This is a genomic window from Pseudomonas sp. JH-2, assembly GCF_036231725.1.
Lineage (GTDB): Bacteria > Pseudomonadota > Gammaproteobacteria > Pseudomonadales > Pseudomonadaceae > Pseudomonas > Pseudomonas delhiensis.
Window position 1 is genome coordinate 1 of the sequence record NZ_JAZAQP010000045.1, and the last position, 15,413, is coordinate 15,413.

Annotated in this window: 13 protein-coding genes and 1 pseudogene; 4 read left to right on the plus strand and 10 right to left on the minus strand. The window is 67.0% G+C overall.

What is annotated here, in order from left to right; translation table 11 throughout:
* The 9 genes and pseudogenes from VV867_RS24250 to rpsB all read right to left on the minus strand — a co-directional run.
* Positions 1 to 332 (minus strand): annotated as a pseudogene (locus tag VV867_RS24250) (outer membrane protein assembly factor BamA); the annotation flags it as partial.
* A gap of 73 nt (positions 333 to 405) precedes the next feature.
* Positions 406 to 1,758, minus strand: coding sequence for an RIP metalloprotease RseP (gene rseP / locus VV867_RS24255; protein WP_275628953.1), 1,353 nt, complete (start codon positions 1,756 to 1,758; stop codon positions 406 to 408).
* Between the two features lie 22 nt (positions 1,759 to 1,780).
* On the minus strand, positions 1,781 to 2,971 hold the full coding sequence (gene ispC / locus VV867_RS24260; protein WP_328567766.1) for a 1-deoxy-D-xylulose-5-phosphate reductoisomerase: 1,191 nt from the start codon (positions 2,969 to 2,971) through the stop codon (positions 1,781 to 1,783).
* Entirely contained in the window at positions 2,968 to 3,783 is an 816-nt protein-coding gene (locus tag VV867_RS24265; protein ID WP_328567767.1) for a phosphatidate cytidylyltransferase, read from the minus strand. The genes ispC and VV867_RS24265 overlap by 4 nt, the downstream gene beginning before the upstream one ends.
* Entirely contained in the window at positions 3,777 to 4,532 is a 756-nt protein-coding gene (gene uppS / locus VV867_RS24270; RefSeq protein WP_109933535.1) for a polyprenyl diphosphate synthase, read from the minus strand. Before uppS ends, VV867_RS24265 begins: the two co-directional genes overlap by 7 nt.
* A gap of 16 nt (positions 4,533 to 4,548) precedes the next feature.
* Positions 4,549 to 5,106, minus strand: a complete 558-nt coding sequence (gene frr / locus VV867_RS24275; protein WP_328567768.1) for a ribosome recycling factor — start codon at positions 5,104 to 5,106, stop codon at positions 4,549 to 4,551.
* Between the two features lies 1 nt (position 5,107).
* Positions 5,108 to 5,845, minus strand: coding sequence for a UMP kinase (gene pyrH, locus VV867_RS24280; RefSeq protein ID WP_009616635.1), 738 nt, complete (start codon positions 5,843 to 5,845; stop codon positions 5,108 to 5,110).
* 204 nt (positions 5,846 to 6,049) lie between these two features.
* Positions 6,050 to 6,919, minus strand: a complete 870-nt coding sequence (gene tsf / locus VV867_RS24285; protein WP_089391580.1) for a translation elongation factor Ts — start codon at positions 6,917 to 6,919, stop codon at positions 6,050 to 6,052.
* Between the two features lie 125 nt (positions 6,920 to 7,044).
* On the minus strand, positions 7,045 to 7,785 hold the full coding sequence (gene rpsB / locus VV867_RS24290; RefSeq protein ID WP_074985305.1) for a 30S ribosomal protein S2: 741 nt from the start codon (positions 7,783 to 7,785) through the stop codon (positions 7,045 to 7,047).
* A gap of 301 nt (positions 7,786 to 8,086) precedes the next feature.
* Between rpsB and map the strand changes: the two genes are divergently transcribed.
* From map to dapC, 3 genes are all read left to right on the plus strand, one after another.
* Complete coding sequence (map, locus tag VV867_RS24295; RefSeq protein ID WP_109936107.1) at positions 8,087 to 8,869, plus strand: type I methionyl aminopeptidase; 783 nt, start codon at positions 8,087 to 8,089, stop codon at positions 8,867 to 8,869.
* A gap of 141 nt (positions 8,870 to 9,010) precedes the next feature.
* Positions 9,011 to 11,713 carry a [protein-PII] uridylyltransferase gene (locus VV867_RS24300; protein WP_328567769.1) on the plus strand — a complete coding sequence of 901 codons (2,703 nt, stop codon included), beginning with the start codon at positions 9,011 to 9,013 and terminating at the stop codon, positions 11,711 to 11,713.
* A 12-nt stretch (positions 11,714 to 11,725) separates the two neighbouring features.
* Positions 11,726 to 12,922: a succinyldiaminopimelate transaminase gene (gene dapC, locus VV867_RS24305; protein ID WP_328567770.1), complete on the plus strand. Its 1,197-nt coding sequence runs from the start codon at positions 11,726 to 11,728 to the stop codon at positions 12,920 to 12,922.
* 275 nt (positions 12,923 to 13,197) lie between these two features.
* Here dapC and VV867_RS24310 read toward each other — a convergent pair whose 3' ends face one another.
* Complete coding sequence (locus tag VV867_RS24310) at positions 13,198 to 14,859, minus strand: Na+/H+ antiporter (protein WP_109936104.1); 1,662 nt, start codon at positions 14,857 to 14,859, stop codon at positions 13,198 to 13,200.
* A gap of 189 nt (positions 14,860 to 15,048) precedes the next feature.
* On the opposite strand from VV867_RS24310, the gene VV867_RS24315 reads away from it, so the two are divergent.
* Positions 15,049 to 15,399, plus strand: coding sequence for an ArsC family reductase (locus tag VV867_RS24315; protein ID WP_275628944.1), 351 nt, complete (start codon positions 15,049 to 15,051; stop codon positions 15,397 to 15,399).
* Positions 15,400 to 15,413: the final 14 nt, after the last annotated feature.

Genomic DNA, 15,413 nt, shown 5'->3' on the forward strand with positions numbered 1-15,413 from the left:
TTCATCAGGTCTTCGGTGCTGATGGCCTTGTTGCCTTCGATCTCGATGCTGGAGATCGACGGGCGCTCGACCACGTCGATGACCAGCACGTTGCCATCGCGGCCGAGGTGGATATCCTGGAAGAAGCCGGTCTTGAACAGCGAGCGGGTCGCCTCGACCAGACGGCGGTCGTCGATCTGGTCGCCGACGTTCAGCGGCAGGGCGGCGAATACACTACCCGCGGATACGCGCTGCAGGCCGTTGACGCGGATGTCGGAAACTGTGAAGGACTCTGCGTGAACCTGGGCGATCATCAACGCGGAAAGAGCCGCGGGTAACAGAAAGCGTTTCATGGAGTCCTTTTTTTTCCAACTGACAAATAAAGAATCTGCCGCGTGAGGCGGCAGATCCGAAACCCAATGGCAGCTACAGTCGACTCAGATCGTTGACCAGGGCCAGCAACATGACCCCAACGACCAGGCTGATGCCGATCTGCATCCCCCAAGCCTGGACCCGCTCTGACAATGGGCGGCCACGCACCCACTCGACCAGGTAGAACAACAGATGCCCGCCATCGAGGACGGGAATCGGCAACAGGTTGAGAACCCCCAAACTTATGCTCAGATAGGCGAGGAAATGCAGAAAATCCCCTACGCCGGACTGGGCTGAAGCGCCCGCCACTTTAGCAATGGTTATCGGCCCGCTCAAGTTTTTTACCGAGAGCTGGCCCAGCACCATTTTCTTTAGAGAATCCAGGGTTAGCAGACTCATCGACCAGGTCCGGGAGAGCGCCTCCCCCACCGCGGCGCCCGGGCCGAAGCGGACTTCGCGGAGCATTTCCGCCGGCCACTGGCCGCCGGCGACACCGGCCCCCAGGTAACCGGCACGGGCCTTGCCCTCGCCCTTGGCCGCCAATTTCAGCGTCAGCTCACGCTCCTGGCCGTCGCGCAGCAGGGCGATGCTCACCGACTGCTCCGGACGGGCACGCACCTTGTCGACCACCTGCTGCCAGTCGTCCACCGCCTGGCCGTCCACCCGCAGCAGACGGTCGCCGATGGCCAGGCCCGCGGCCTTGCCCGGGCCCTGCGGGTCCAGCTCGGCGATCACCGGCGGCATCGCCGGGCGCCACGGCTGGATGCCCAGGCCGCCGATGGGGTCGGGGTTGTCGGCGCTCTTCAGCCAGGCCTTGATCGGCAACTGGTGCAGGCTCTGGGCCGAGGAGCCCGGCTCGCGCACGCTGACGGCCAGCTCGCCGGTCTCGCCCAGGCGCCGCACCAGGCGCAGGTTGACCGCCGCCCAGCCGTCCACCGGCTCGCCGTCCACCGCCAGCACTTCCTGGCCGGCGGCCAGGCCGCCCAGCGCCGCCGGGCTGTCGGGCACGATGGCGCCGATGACCGGGCGCACCTGCTGGGTGCCCAGCATGGCGAGGATCCAGAAGAACAGGATGGCCAGCAGGAAGTTGGCCACCGGGCCCGCCGCGACTATGGCGATGCGCTGGAACACCGTCTTGCGGTTGAAGGCCTGGTCGAGCTGGTCGAGGGGCACTTCGCCCTCGCGCTCGTCGAGCATCTTCACGTAGCCACCCAGCGGGATGGCGGCCACCACGAACTCGGTGCCGTGGCGGTCGTGCCAGCGCACCAGGGGCGTGCCGAAGCCCACCGAGAAGCGCAGCACCCTGACCCCACAGCGGCGCGCCACCCAGAAGTGGCCGAACTCGTGGAATGTCACCAGGACGCCGAGGGCGATGATCAACCCGACGACCATGTAAAGTGCGCTCATCTCTACCTCCAAGGCTCAGGGCCTAGCGAGCCCGCCCGTGCAACCAGGCCTGCGCGGCTTCGCGCGCGCGGCGGTCGGCCTCCAGCACCACGTCGAGGCTTTCGACCGGCGTGGCCGCCTCGCGGTTCAGCACCTCGTCGATGATAACCGCGATCTCGGTGAAACGGATGCGCCGTTCGAGGAATGCGGCCACCGCCACCTCGTTGGCGGCATTGAGCATCGCCGGCGCGCTGCCGCCCGCCTCGGCCGCCTGGCGCGCCAGGCGCAGGCAGGGGAAGCGCTGCTCGTCGGGCGCCTGGAAGTCCAGGCAGGCGATGCTGAACAAATCCAGCGGGGATACCCCGGAATCGATGCGCTCGGGCCAGGCCAGGGCGTGGGCGATGGGCGTGCGCATGTCGGGGTTGCCCAGCTGGGCGAGCACCGAGCCGTCCACGTAGTCGACCAGGGAATGGATCACGCTCTGCGGGTGGATCACCACCTCGACCTTCGACGGCGAGGCATCGAACAGCCAGCAGGCCTCGATCAGCTCCAGCCCCTTGTTCATCATGCTGGCCGAGTCGACGGAGATCTTCCGCCCCATGGACCAGTTGGGATGGGCGCAGGCCTGCTCCGGGGAGACCTCCGCCAGGTGCGCCAGCGGCGTCTCGCGGAACGGGCCGCCGGAGGCGGTCAGCAGGATGCGCCGCACGCCGACCGCACCCAGGCCGCGGGCGTAGTCGCCGGGCATGCACTGGAAGATGGCATTGTGCTCGCTGTCGATCGGCAGCAGCACCGCGCCGTGGGCCTGCACTTCGTGCATGAACAGGGCGCCGGACATCACCAGCGCCTCCTTGTTGGCCAGCAGCACGCGCTTGCCGGCCTGCACCGCCGCCAGGGTCGGCTTGAGGCCGGCCGCGCCGACGATGGCGGCCATGACCACGTCCACCTCGGGATGGCCGGCGACCTCGCACAGCCCCGGCTCGCCCGCCAGCACGCGGGTGTCCAGGCCGGCCGCCCGCAGGGCGCCCTGCAGGTGGCGGGCCTGCTCGTCGCGGGCGACCACCGCGAAGCGCGGCCGATGGGCCAGGCACAGGGCTTCCAGCTCGGCGAGGCGGGAATGCCCGGTGATGGCGAAGACGCTGTAACGCTGCGGATGCCGCGCGAGGACGTCCAGGGTGCTCAGGCCGATGGAGCCGGTGGCGCCCAGCACGCAGACCTGCTGCGGCGCGCTCATGGCGCACCCCAACCGGTGGCCCAGAGCAGCGCGGTGAAGACCGGAATGGCCGCGGTGAGGCTGTCGATGCGGTCGAGGACGCCGCCGTGGCCCGGCAGCAGGTTGCTGCTGTCCTTCAGGCCGGATTCGCGCTTGAACATGCTTTCGGTCAGGTCGCCGACCACCGACAGCGCCACCACCACGGCCGCGCACGGCAGCGCCAGCAGCAGCTCGCGCACCGACCAGTCACGGTAGATGGCCACCGCGAAGGTGATCGCCAGGCTCAGCGCCAGGCCGCCGTAGAAGCCTTCCCAGCTCTTGCCGGGGCTGACCCGCGGCGCCAGCTTGCGCTTGCCGAAGGCCTTGCCGGAGAAGTAGGCGCCGATGTCGGCGGCCCAGACCAGGACCATGACCGCGACGATCAGCCAGTTGGCCAGCGGCCACTGCTTGAGCACCACCAGGCCCTGCCAGGCCGGCAGCAGGATCAGCAGGCCGATCAGCAGGCGGCGCCAGCGGCCGCCCCAGCTGGAGGCGCTGTCCGGGTAGGTCAGCACCATCACGGTCGCCAGCAGCCACCAGAGCACCGCCAGCAGCAGCACGGCGCCGGCCAGCTGCGGCAGCCAGTACAACAGCAGCATGAGCAACGCGACCACGCCGGCATAGCCGACGCGGGCCGGCTGTTCGTTGTAGCCGGCCAGGCGCGCCCATTCCCAGGCGCCGAGGGTCACCACCAGGCCGATGAACAGCGCGAAGGCGGCGCCATCGAGGAGGAAGAAACCACCCAGCGCGACGGGCAGCAGCACCAGCGCCGTGAGGATCCGTTGTTTCAGCATGACGGGGGGACCTCGGCCTGCACCTGCTCGCTGGTCTTGCCGAAGCGACGCTGGCGGGTGGCGTAGTCGGCCAGCGCTTCGCGCATCGCCGCGCTCTTGAAGTCCGGCCAGTAGAGATCGGAGAAGTACAGCTCGGCGTAGGCCAGCTGCCACAACAGGAAGTTGCTGATGCGGTGTTCGCCGCCGGTGCGGATGCACAGGTCCGGCAACGGCTGGTCGCCGGTGGTCAGGCAACCCTGGATCAGCTCGGGGGTGATGTCGTCCGGCACCAGGTGTCCGGCCTGCACTTCGCGGGCCAGGCGCTGGGCAGCCTGGGTGATGTCCCACTGGCCACCGTAGTTGGCCGCCACCTGCAGCAGCAGCCCCTTGTTGCCGGCGGTGAGGCTCTCCGCTTCGCGCATGGCGGCCTGCAGCTCCGGATGGAAGCGGCTGCGGTCGCCGATGATGCGCAGGCGGATGCCGTTCTCGTCGAGCTTGCGTACCTCGCGGCGCAGGGCCATGAGGAACAGTTCCATGAGCGCGCCGACCTCGTCGACCGGGCGCTGCCAGTTCTCGCTGGAGAAGGCGAACAGCGTCAGAACCTCGACACCGGCCTCGGCGCAGGTCTTGACCACCGCACGAACCGCGCTGACGCCGGCCTTGTGCCCGGCGACGCCGGGCAGCAGACGCTTCTTCGCCCAGCGGTTGTTGCCGTCCATGATGATGGCCACGTGACGTGGCACCGCGGCCACCAGCTTGGTCTTGTCCATGACTGCAACCTGGCCGTCAGACGGCCATCAGATCCGCTTCCTTGGCCTCGAGGGCCTTGTCGATCTCGGCGACGAACTTGTCGGTGAGCTTCTGCACCTCGTCCCCGGCGCGACGCTCTTCGTCCTCGCTGATTTCCTTTTCCTTCTGCAGGTCCTTGAGCTGGGCCAGGGCGTCGCGGCGGATGTTGCGCACGGAGACGCGGGCCTGCTCGGCCTCGGCGCGGGCCTGCTTGGTGAAGCCCTTGCGGGTTTCCTCGGTCAGGGCCGGCATCGGCACGCGGATGGTGGTGCCGGCGGTGGCCGGGTTCAGGCCCAGGTCGGAAGTCATGATGGCCTTCTCGACCGCCTGGATCATGCTCTTGTCGAACACGTTCAGGGCCAGGGTGCGGGAATCCTCGACGGTGACGTTGGCGACCTGGCGCAGCGGGGTGTCGGAGCCGTAGTAGGACACCATGACGCTGTCCAGGATGCTCGGGTGCGCACGGCCGGTGCGGATCTTGGCGAAGGCGTGGCCCAGGGCCTCCAGGGCCTTGCCCATGCGCTCCTGCGCTTCTTTCTTGATCTCGTTGATCATGTCAATCCTCCTCGATCAGGGTGCCCTCGGCACCACCAACAACAATATTCAGCAGCGCGCCCGGCTTGTTCATGTTGAACACCCGCAGCGGCATTTTCTGGTCGCGGCACAGGCAGATGGCGGTCAGGTCCATCACGCCCAGCTTGCGGTCGAGCACTTCATCGTAGGTCAGGCGCTCGAACTTCTCGGCGTTCGGGTCCTTGAACGGATCGGCAGTGTACACACCATCGACCTTGGTCGCCTTCAGCACCACGTCAGCATCTATTTCGATGGCGCGCAGGCAGGCGGCGGAATCGGTGGTGAAGAAGGGGTTGCCGGTACCGGCGGAGAAGATCACCACTTCGCCGCTGGCGAGGTGGCGCATGGCCTTGCGGCGGTCGTAATGGTCGGTGACGCCGACCATGCTGATGGCCGACATGACGATGGCGGTGATGTTCGAGCGCTCCAGGGCGTCGCGCATGGCCAGGCCGTTCATCACGGTGGCCAGCATGCCCATGTGGTCGCCGGTGACGCGGTCCATGCCGGCCGCCGACAGGGCCGCGCCGCGGAACAGGTTGCCGCCGCCGATGACCAGGCCGACCTGGACGCCGATGCCGACCAGTTGGCCGATCTCCAGGGCCATGCGGTCCAGGACTTTCGGGTCGATACCGAACTCTTCGCTGCCCATCAGGGCTTCGCCGCTCAGTTTTAGAAGAATGCGTTTATAGCGAGGTTGACGTGCGCTCAGCTGCTGAGCCATGACCTTTTTCTCCTGCGGCGATGTGGAATGCGGGGCGCCTGACCGGGCGCCTGTCGGGGAAGCCTGGCCCTACCAGGCTAGCAGCGCCGCGAGCCGACGAACGGTGCGAAGCCGCGGAGACCGCCCCGAATGGCCTCCCCAGTTTGACGAAGAGGCCGCACGCGCGAGCGGGCAGCCTCTTCCGGGGCGACGGTGGAAACCGTCTTATTGCTTGGATGCAGCTACTTGAGCAGCAACCTCGGCAGCGAAGTCGGCCTCGACCTTCTCGATGCCTTCGCCTACTTCGAAACGAATGAAGGAGACGATTTCAGCACCGGCTTTCTTGGCCAGGTCGCCGACCTTGACTTCCGGGTCCTTGACGAACGCCTGCTCGACCAGGCTGGCTTCGGCGAGGAACTTGGCGATACGGCCCTTGACCATGTTCTCGACGATGTTCTCCGGCTTGCCGGCGATCTTGTCGGCGTTCAGCGCCAGGAAGATTTCCTTTTCCTTGGCCACGGCGTCCTCGGAAACCTGCGACGGGTCCAGGAACTGCGGGTTGCTGGCAGCCACGTGCATGGCGATGTCACGGGCCAGTTCGGCGTTGCCGCCTTTCAGGGTGACCAGTACGCCGATGCGGTGGCCGTGCAGGTAGGCGCCAACCACGTCGCCTTCGGCGCGGGCCAGACGACGGATGTTGACGTTCTCGCCGCACTTGGCGACCAGGGCCTCACGGGCGGACTCCTGCTCGGCGATCAGCGGAGCGGCGTCGGTCAGCTTCTGCGCGAAAGCCTTGTCCAGGCTGGCGGCGACGAAGTTCTTGAAGTCGTCCTGCAAGGCCAGGAAGTCGGTCTGCGAGTTGACTTCGATGATGGTGGCGGCCTTGGCGTCGTCGGCCACTTTCACCGCGATGGAACCTTCGGCGGCGATGTTGCCGGCCTTCTTGGCAGCCTTGATGGCGCCCGAAGCGCGCATGTCGTCGATGGCCTTCTCGATGTCGCCTTCAGCGGCAACCAGGGCCTTCTTGCACTCCATCATGCCCTGGCCGGTGCGCTCGCGCAGTTCTTTAACCAGTGCTGCAGTGATCTCTGCCATTTGCAAATCCTCTTGAGTTGGTTCTCAAAACCAGATCGCCCGGCGGGCCGGGCGGAATTCGGGAGTGGCAAAAAGGGGGCCAGGCCCCCTTTTTGCGCACCGCTGGACGTCTGGACGCCCCGGAATCAGCCTTCGGCGGATTCGGCCGGCGCTTCTTCGACGAACTCGTCAGCACCGCCCTGGGCGTTCTGACGGCCGCGCAGTACGGCTTCGGCCATCGAACCCAGGTACAGCTGAACGGCGCGGATGGCGTCGTCGTTACCGGGGATGACGTAGTCGACGCCGTCCGGGCTGCTGTTGGTATCGACGATGCCGATGACCGGGATGCCCAGCTTGTTGGCTTCGGTGATGGCGATGCGCTCGTGGTCGACGTCGATCACGAACAGGGCGTCCGGCAGGCCGCCCATGTCCTTGATGCCGCCCAGGCTGCGATCCAGTTTTTCCAGATCACGGGTGCGCATCAGGGCTTCTTTCTTGGTCAGCTTGTCGAAGGTGCCGTCCTGCTGCTGGGTTTCCAGCTCGCGCAGGCGCTTGATCGACTGACGGATGGTCTTGTAGTTGGTGAGCATGCCGCCCAGCCAACGGTGGTCGACGTACGGCATGCCGCAACGGGCAGCTTCTTCGCGGACGATCTTGCCGGCGGAACGCTTGGTGCCGACGAACAGGATCTTGTTCTTGCCCGAGGCCAGGCGCTCAACGAAGGTCAGGGCATCGTTGAACAGCGGCAGGGTCTTTTCCAGGTTGATGATGTGGATCTTGTTGCGCGCGCCGAAAATGAACTTGCCCATTTTCGGGTTCCAGTAACGGGTCTGGTGGCCGAAGTGCACACCGGCCTTCAGCATATCGCGCATGTTGACTTGGGACATGATAGTTCCTCGATAAGTCGGGTTGGGCCTCCATGCATCCCAATGACCAACCCCCGAACGCGTCGAAGGGCACCCAGGTCATCGTGTCGATGCATGTGTGGGTTAGGCTTGAACAGGCCATAGCCTGCAAAAGCGGGGCGCTTTATATCACAGAAAGCTGCTGCAGGCTACAGGCGGTAGGCTGCAGGCCAAGCGCAAAGCGCCCCGCTACACCCCCGCTCCTGCCTGTAGCCTGCCGCCTGCAGCCTGCCGCCCTCGAAACTGTTACCATTGTCCTTTTCCGCCCGCGTCCGAGAACTCTATGACCGTCACCATCAAGACGCCCGAAGACATCGAGAAAATGCGCATCGCCGGCCGCCTGGCCGCCGAGGTGCTGGAAATGATCGGCGAGCACGTCAAGCCCGGGGTCACCACCGACGAACTGGACCGCATCTGCCACGACTATATAGTCAACGTCCAGCAGGCCATCCCCGCGCCCCTGAACTACAAGGGCTTCCCCAAGTCCATCTGCACCTCGATCAACCACGTGGTCTGCCACGGCATTCCCAACGAGAAGCCGCTGAAGGAAGGCGACGTCGTCAATATCGACGTCACCGTGATCAAGGACGGCTACCACGGCGACACCAGCAAGATGTTCTCCGTCGGCAAGGTCGCCGAATGGGCCGAGCGCCTCAGCCAGATCACCCAGGAATGCATGTACAAGGGCATCGCCCTGGTGAAGCCGGGTGCGCACCTGGGCGACATTGGCGAGGTGATCCAGAAGTACGCCGAGAAGAATGGCTTCTCGGTGGTGCGCGAGTACTGCGGCCACGGCATCGGCAAGGTGTTCCACGAAGAGCCCCAGGTGCTGCACTACGGCCGCGCCGGTACCGGCCTGGAACTCAAGGAAGGAATGATCTTCACCATCGAGCCGATGATCAACCAGGGCCGCCCGGAAACCCGCCTGCTGGGCGACGGCTGGACCGCCATCACCAAGGACCGCAAGCTCTCCGCCCAGTGGGAGCACACCGTGCTGGTGACCGCCGACGGCTACGAGATCCTCACCCTGCGCAACGACGAGAGCTTCCCGCGCACCAACGCGTGAGCGGCGTTTGCAATCTCGCCGACGGCTGGGTAGAACATAGAAAACCCGGCCCGGCACCAGCGCCGGGCCTGGCGCCACGCGCCCAGGCCCGGCCGGTCTCTTGCCCCTGCCCTCCCCCATCCCAGCATTAGGAAGGCCGCCATGCCGCAGGTGGATCCCGAGTTGTTCGACCGCGGGCAGTTCCAGGCGGAACTGGCCCTGAAATCCAGCCCCATCCCCGCCTTCAAGAAGGCCATCCGCCAGGCCAACGAGGTGCTGGACGCGCGCTTCAACGGCGGCCGCGACATCCGCCGGCTGATCGAGGACCGCGCCTGGTTCGTCGACCAGATCCTGCAGCAGGCCTGGCAGCGCCTGGACTGGAGCGAGGACGCCGACATCGCCCTGGTGGCGGTGGGTGGCTACGGCCGTGGCGAACTGCACCCGCACTCGGACATCGACATCCTGATCCTGCTCGACAGCGAGGACCAGGAAGTCTTCCGCGAGCCCATCGAGGGCTTCCTCACCCTGCTCTGGGACATCGGCCTGGAAGTCGGCCAGAGCGTGCGCTCGGTGGCCGAATGCGCCGAGGAGGCGCGCGCCGACCTGACGGTGGTGACCAACCTGATGGAATGCCGGACCATCTCCGGCCCCGACCACCTGCGCCTGCGCATGCTCAAGGCCACCGCCAGCAGCCAGATGTGGCCGAGCGGGCAGTTCTTCATGGCCAAGCGCAAGGAACAGATCCACCGCCACACCAAGTACAACGACACCGAATACAACCTGGAGCCCAACGTGAAGGGCTCCCCCGGCGGGCTGCGCGACATCCAGACCATCCTCTGGGTGGCCCGCCGCCATTTCGGCAGCCTCAACCTGCACGCGCTGGTCAAGGAAGGCTTCCTGGTGGAAAGCGAGTCCAGCGTGCTGGCTTCCTGCCAGGAGTTCCTCTGGAAGGTCCGCTATGCCCTGCACATGCTCGCCGGGCGCGCCGAGGACCGCCTGCTGTTCGACCACCAGCGGCGCATCGCCGGCATGCTCGGCTACCAGGACAGCGACGCCAAGCTGGCCGTCGAGCGCTTCATGCAGAAGTACTACCGGGTGGTGATGGCGGTCTCCGAGCTGAACGACCTGATCATGCAGCACTTCGAGGAGGTCATCCTGCGCGCCGGCGAAGGCGGCAATGTGACGCCGCTGAACAGCCGCTTCCAGGTCCGCGACGGCTACCTGGAGGTGACCAACGCCAACGTCTTCAAGCGCACCCCCTTCGCCCTGCTGGAAATCTTCGTGCTGATGGCCCAGCACCCGGAGATCAAGGGCGTGCGCGCCGACACCATCCGCCTGCTGCGCGACAGCCGGCACCTGATCGACGACGACTTCCGCCACGACATCCGCAACACCAGCCTGTTCATCGAGCTGTTCAAGTGCAAGGAAGGCATCCACCGCAACCTGCGGCGGATGAACCGCTACGGCATCCTCGGCCGCTACCTGCCGGAGTTCGGCCTGATCATCGGGCAGATGCAGCACGACCTGTTCCACATCTATACGGTGGACGCGCACACCCTCAACCTGATCAAGCACCTGCGCAAGCTGCAGCGCCCGGACATGGCCGAGAAGTACCCGCTGGCCAGCAAGATCATGGAGCGCCTGCCCAAGCCGGAGCTGATCTACCTCGCCGGGCTCTACCACGACATCGCCAAGGGCCGCGGCGGCGACCATTCGGAGCTGGGCGCGGTGGACGCCGAGCTGTTCTGCCAGCGCCACCAGCTGCCGCAGTGGGACACCCAGCTGGTCAGCTGGCTGGTGCAGAACCACCTGGTGATGTCCACCACCGCGCAGCGCAAGGACCTCTCCGACCCGCAGGTGATCTTCGACTTCGCCCAGCTGGTGGGCGACCAGACGCGCCTGGACTACCTCTACGTGCTCACCGTGGCCGACATCAACGCCACCAACCCGAGCCTGTGGAACTCCTGGCGCGCCAGCCTGCTGCGCCAGCTCTACACCGAGACCAAGCGCGCCCTGCGCCGCGGCCTGGAGAACCCGCTGGACCGCGAGGAGCAGATCCGCCAGACGCAGAGCGCGGCCATCGACATCCTGGTCCGCGACGGCATCGACCAGGACGACGCCGAGCAGCTCTGGAGCCAGCTGGGCGACGACTACTTCCTGCGCCACAGCGCCGCCGACGTGGCCTGGCACACCGAGGCCATCCTCCAGCACCCGCACGACGGCACGCCGCTGGTGCTGATCAAGGAAACCACCCAGCGCGAGTTCGAGGGCGGCACCCAGATATTCATCTACGCCGCCGACCAGCACGACTTCTTCGCCGTGACCGTGGCGGCGATGGACCAGTTGAACCTGAACATCCAGGACGCGCGGATCATCACCTCCACCAGCCTGTTCACCCTCGACACCTACATAGTGCTGGACGCCGATGGCGGCTCGATCGGCGACAATCCCCAGCGGATCGCCGAAATCCGCCAGGGCCTGGTGGACGCGCTGAAGAACCCCGACGACTACCCGACCATCATCCAGCGCCGCGTGCCCCGGCAGCTCAAGCACTTCGCCTTCGCGCCGCTGGTGACCATCTCCACCGACGCCTCGCGCCAGGTCAGCGTGCTCGAGGTCATCGCCCCCGACCGCCCGGGCCTGCTGGCGCGCATCGGCGGGCTGTTCCTGGACTTCGACCTGTCGGTGCAGAACGCCAAGATCGCCACCCTCGGCGAGCGCGTGGAGGACGTGTTCTACGTCACCGACGCGCACAACCAGCCACTCTCCGACCCGGACCTGTGCAAGCGACTGCAGGCAGCCCTGGTCGAGCAACTGTCACAGGCCAACGGCCAGGAAACCGTTCCGGTCCGCATCAGCATCTGACGAGCGACTTACATGAACCCAGACCTCGACCTGCTCCAGCCCTACCCCTTCGAGAAGCTCCGCGCCCTGCTCGCCGGCGCCCAGCCGCCGGCCGGGCTGCCGCACATCGCGCTGTCCATCGGCGAGCCCAAGCACCGCTCGCCCGCGTTCGTGGCCAAGGCCCTGGCCGACAACCTCGACCAGTTGGCGGTATACCCGACCACCCTGGGCCTGCCGGCCCTGCGCGAAGCCATCGCCGCCTGGTGCGGGCGCCGCTTCGGCGTCCCCGCCGGCTGGCTGGACGCGGCGCGCCACGTGCTGCCGGTGAACGGCACCCGCGAGGCGCTGTTCGCCTTCACCCAGGCCGTGGTCGACCGTGGCCAACAGGGCCTGGTGGTCAGCCCCAACCCCTTCTACCAGATCTACGAAGGCGCGGCCCTGCTGGCCGGCGCCCAGCCGCACTACCTGGCCTGCCGCGCCGGGAACGGCTTCAACCCGGACTTCGACGCGGTGCCGGCGGAGGTCTGGCAGCGCTGCCAGATCCTCTTCCTCTGCTCCCCAGGCAACCCCACCGGCGCTCTGGTGCCCATAGACACCCTGAAGAAGCTGATCGCCCTGGCCGACCGGTACGACTTCCTGATCGCCGCCGACGAGTGCTACAGCGAGCTGTACTTCGACGAAGGCAACCCGCCGCCCGGCCTGCTCAGCGCCTGCGCCGAGCTGGGCCGCTCGGACTTCGGGCGCTGCGTGGTGTTCCACAGCCTGTCCAAGCGCTCCAACCTGCCGGGCCTGCGCTCGGGCTTCGTCGCCGGCGACGCCGAGGTGCTGAAGAAATTCCTCCTCTACCGCACCTACCACGGCTGCGCCATGCCGGTGCAGACGCAACTGGCCAGCATCGCCGCCTGGCAGGACGAGGACCACGTGCGCGCCAACCGCGACCTGTACCGCGAGAAGTTCGACGCGGTGCTGGACATCCTCCAGGGCGTGCTCGACGTGCAGCGCCCGGACGGCAGCTTCTACCTGTGGGCGAAGACGCCCATCGCCGACACCGAGTTCTGCCGCGGCCTGTTCGACCAACAGCACGTCACCGTGGTGCCGGGCTCCTACCTGTCGCGCGAAGTGGACGGCGAGAACCCCGGCGCCAACCGCGTGCGCATGGCCCTGGTGGCCCCGCTGGCCGAGTGCGTGGAAGCGGCCGAGCGGATCAAGCGGTTCGTCCAGGCCAGGTAACGCCCTCCCCGCCCCTGTAGGAGCGAGCTTGCTCGCGAACGGACCCGCAGCGGAGTCTGTTCGCGAGCAAGCTCGCTCCTACGAAGAGCCTCCTACGCCCAGGTCAACCTCGGAGCCGCCTGTAGCCAAGGCCAAACGGCGGATAACGCGGAGCGTTATTCGCCCTACGCCGAGCCCACCCTTGACGTAGGGCGTATAACCGTTCGCGGTTATACGCCGTTTCACCTAGGCTTCAGCCCGCGCCGTGGTCAAGCTCGAAGCCGCCTGCCGCCGCCCTACACCCAGCGCGCAGCCTTGCTGGTCAGCCAGGCCTCCTGGGAGTCCAGGTCGGCCAGCACCTTGCGCATGGTCTCGTCGTCCACCAGGTTCTCCCGGCGCAGGCGGTACAACTCCAGGCGCTGGGTACGCAGCGCCTTGATGCGCAGGGCCTGGTCGGCCACCTCCAGGCTGCGCGCGCGCTGCCGGGCCTCGGCGCTGTCCGGCGCCGGGTCCAGCTGCTGGCGGTACTCGGCCATCAGCCGCGCCTTCACCTCCGCCAGCCGCGTCGCCTCCTCGGCATCCACCTTCTCGCCGGCCGGCATTTCCTCCTTCTCCAGCATGTGGATGGCCGCCACCGCCGTGCGCCGCCATACCGAGCGGAACTCCAGCTCCGACTGGTCGTTGCTGGCCACCGGCAGGCCCTTGAGCAGGACCGGCAGGCCCAGGGTGGCCGCCAGCAGCGAGACCAGGATCACCCCGGCGGCGATGAAGATGATCAGGTCGCGCTGCGGGAAGGGCTCGCCACTGCCCAGCAGCAGCGGCACCGAGAGCACGCCGGCGAGGGTCACCGCCCCGCGCACCCCGCCCAGCGCCGAGATCGCCGACAGCCGCAGCACCGGCTCGCCGGGCTTGCCGCCCAGCTCGATGCCCCACCAGCGCTCGAAGCGCAGCGACAGCTTCCAGTAGCACCAGACCCAGGCGAAGCGCAGCAGGATCAGCACCGCGTACACCGCCAGCACGTAGAACAGCAGCAGCGAGGAACGCCACAGGCTGTCGCCGGCGTGGTGCGTCACCGACTTGAGGATGTCCGGCAGCTGCAGGCCCAGCAGCAGGAACACCACGCCGTTGAAGGCGAACTCCAGCATCGACCAGACGCTGCGGTTGAGCACGCGGGTGTTGGTCTGCCGCGGCAGCAGGTCGGTCCAGCTCTGCATCATGCCCGCCGCCACCGCCGCGAGAATGCCGGACACGCCGAACTCCTCGGCGACCATGTACACGGCGAACGGCAGCAGCAGCATCAGCACCACGTGGGTGGCCGGGTCGTCCCAGCCGCGGCGGATCATCCAGCCGCGGATGCGCCCCAGCAGCCAGCTCAGCACCACGCCGCAGGCCAGGCCGCCGATGGCCACGAGGAGGAAGCTGAGGCTGGCGTCGAGCAGCGAGAAGGCCCCGGTCATGGCCGCCGCGATGGCGAACTTGAAGGCCACAAGGCCCGAGGCGTCGTTCATCAGCGCCTCGCCCTGCAGCACGTGCATCAGCCGCCGCGGCAGGCGGTTCTGGGCGATGGCCGACACCGCCAGGGCGTCGGTGGGCGACAGCACCGCGGCCAGGGCGAAGGCGGCGGCCCAGGGAATCTCGGGAATCAGCAGGTGGATGAAGGCCCCGCCGCCGGCCACGGTGAACAGCACCAGGGCGAAGGCCAGCGTCAGGATCGGCCAGCGCATCTGCCAGAACTCGCCCTTGGGCATGCGCCAGCCGTCGGCGAACAGCAGCGGCGGGATGAACAGGAACATGAACAGTTCCGGGTCCAGCGCCACGTGCAACCCCAGGCTGGGCCAGGCCAGGATCGCCCCCGAGGCGATCTGGATCAGCGGCAGCGGCAAGGGCAGCAACTGCGCCACCAGGCGGGTGCCCCCGACCACCAGCAAGAGGATGAGCACGGTATACACGGTTTGCATCGACGATCTCCCGGTCGTCAGTTCGCGGCGCCACATTGAAACATCCAGAGATGCTTTCCATCAGCTCCCGGTCGAGCAATAGACTATTGCAATGACGAAAGGTCCGCCGCGCCTTCCCCGCCACCCGCAACTTCGCGGGAAAATGGCATAATCCCGCGCTTGCCAAAGGAACGACGAGGAGCGCCGCCCGTGACCCAGCGGACCATCTACGGAATCAAGGCCTGCGACACCATGAAGAAAGCCCGCACCTGGCTGGAGGAACATGGCGTCGAGTATGCCTTCCACGACTACAAGACTAGCGGAATAGACCGCGCGCACCTGCAGCAATGGTGCGCCGAGCACGGCTGGCAGACGGTCCTCAACCGCGCCGGCACCACCTTCCGCAAGCTCGACGAGGCGCAGAAGGCCGACCTCGACGAAGCCCGCGCCATCGAGCTGATGCTCGCCCAGCCGTCGATGATCAAGCGCCCGGTGCTCGACCTCGGCGACCGCACCCTGGTCGGCTTCAAGCCCGACGCCTACGCCGCTGCGCTGGCCTGACACCTTCCACCGTT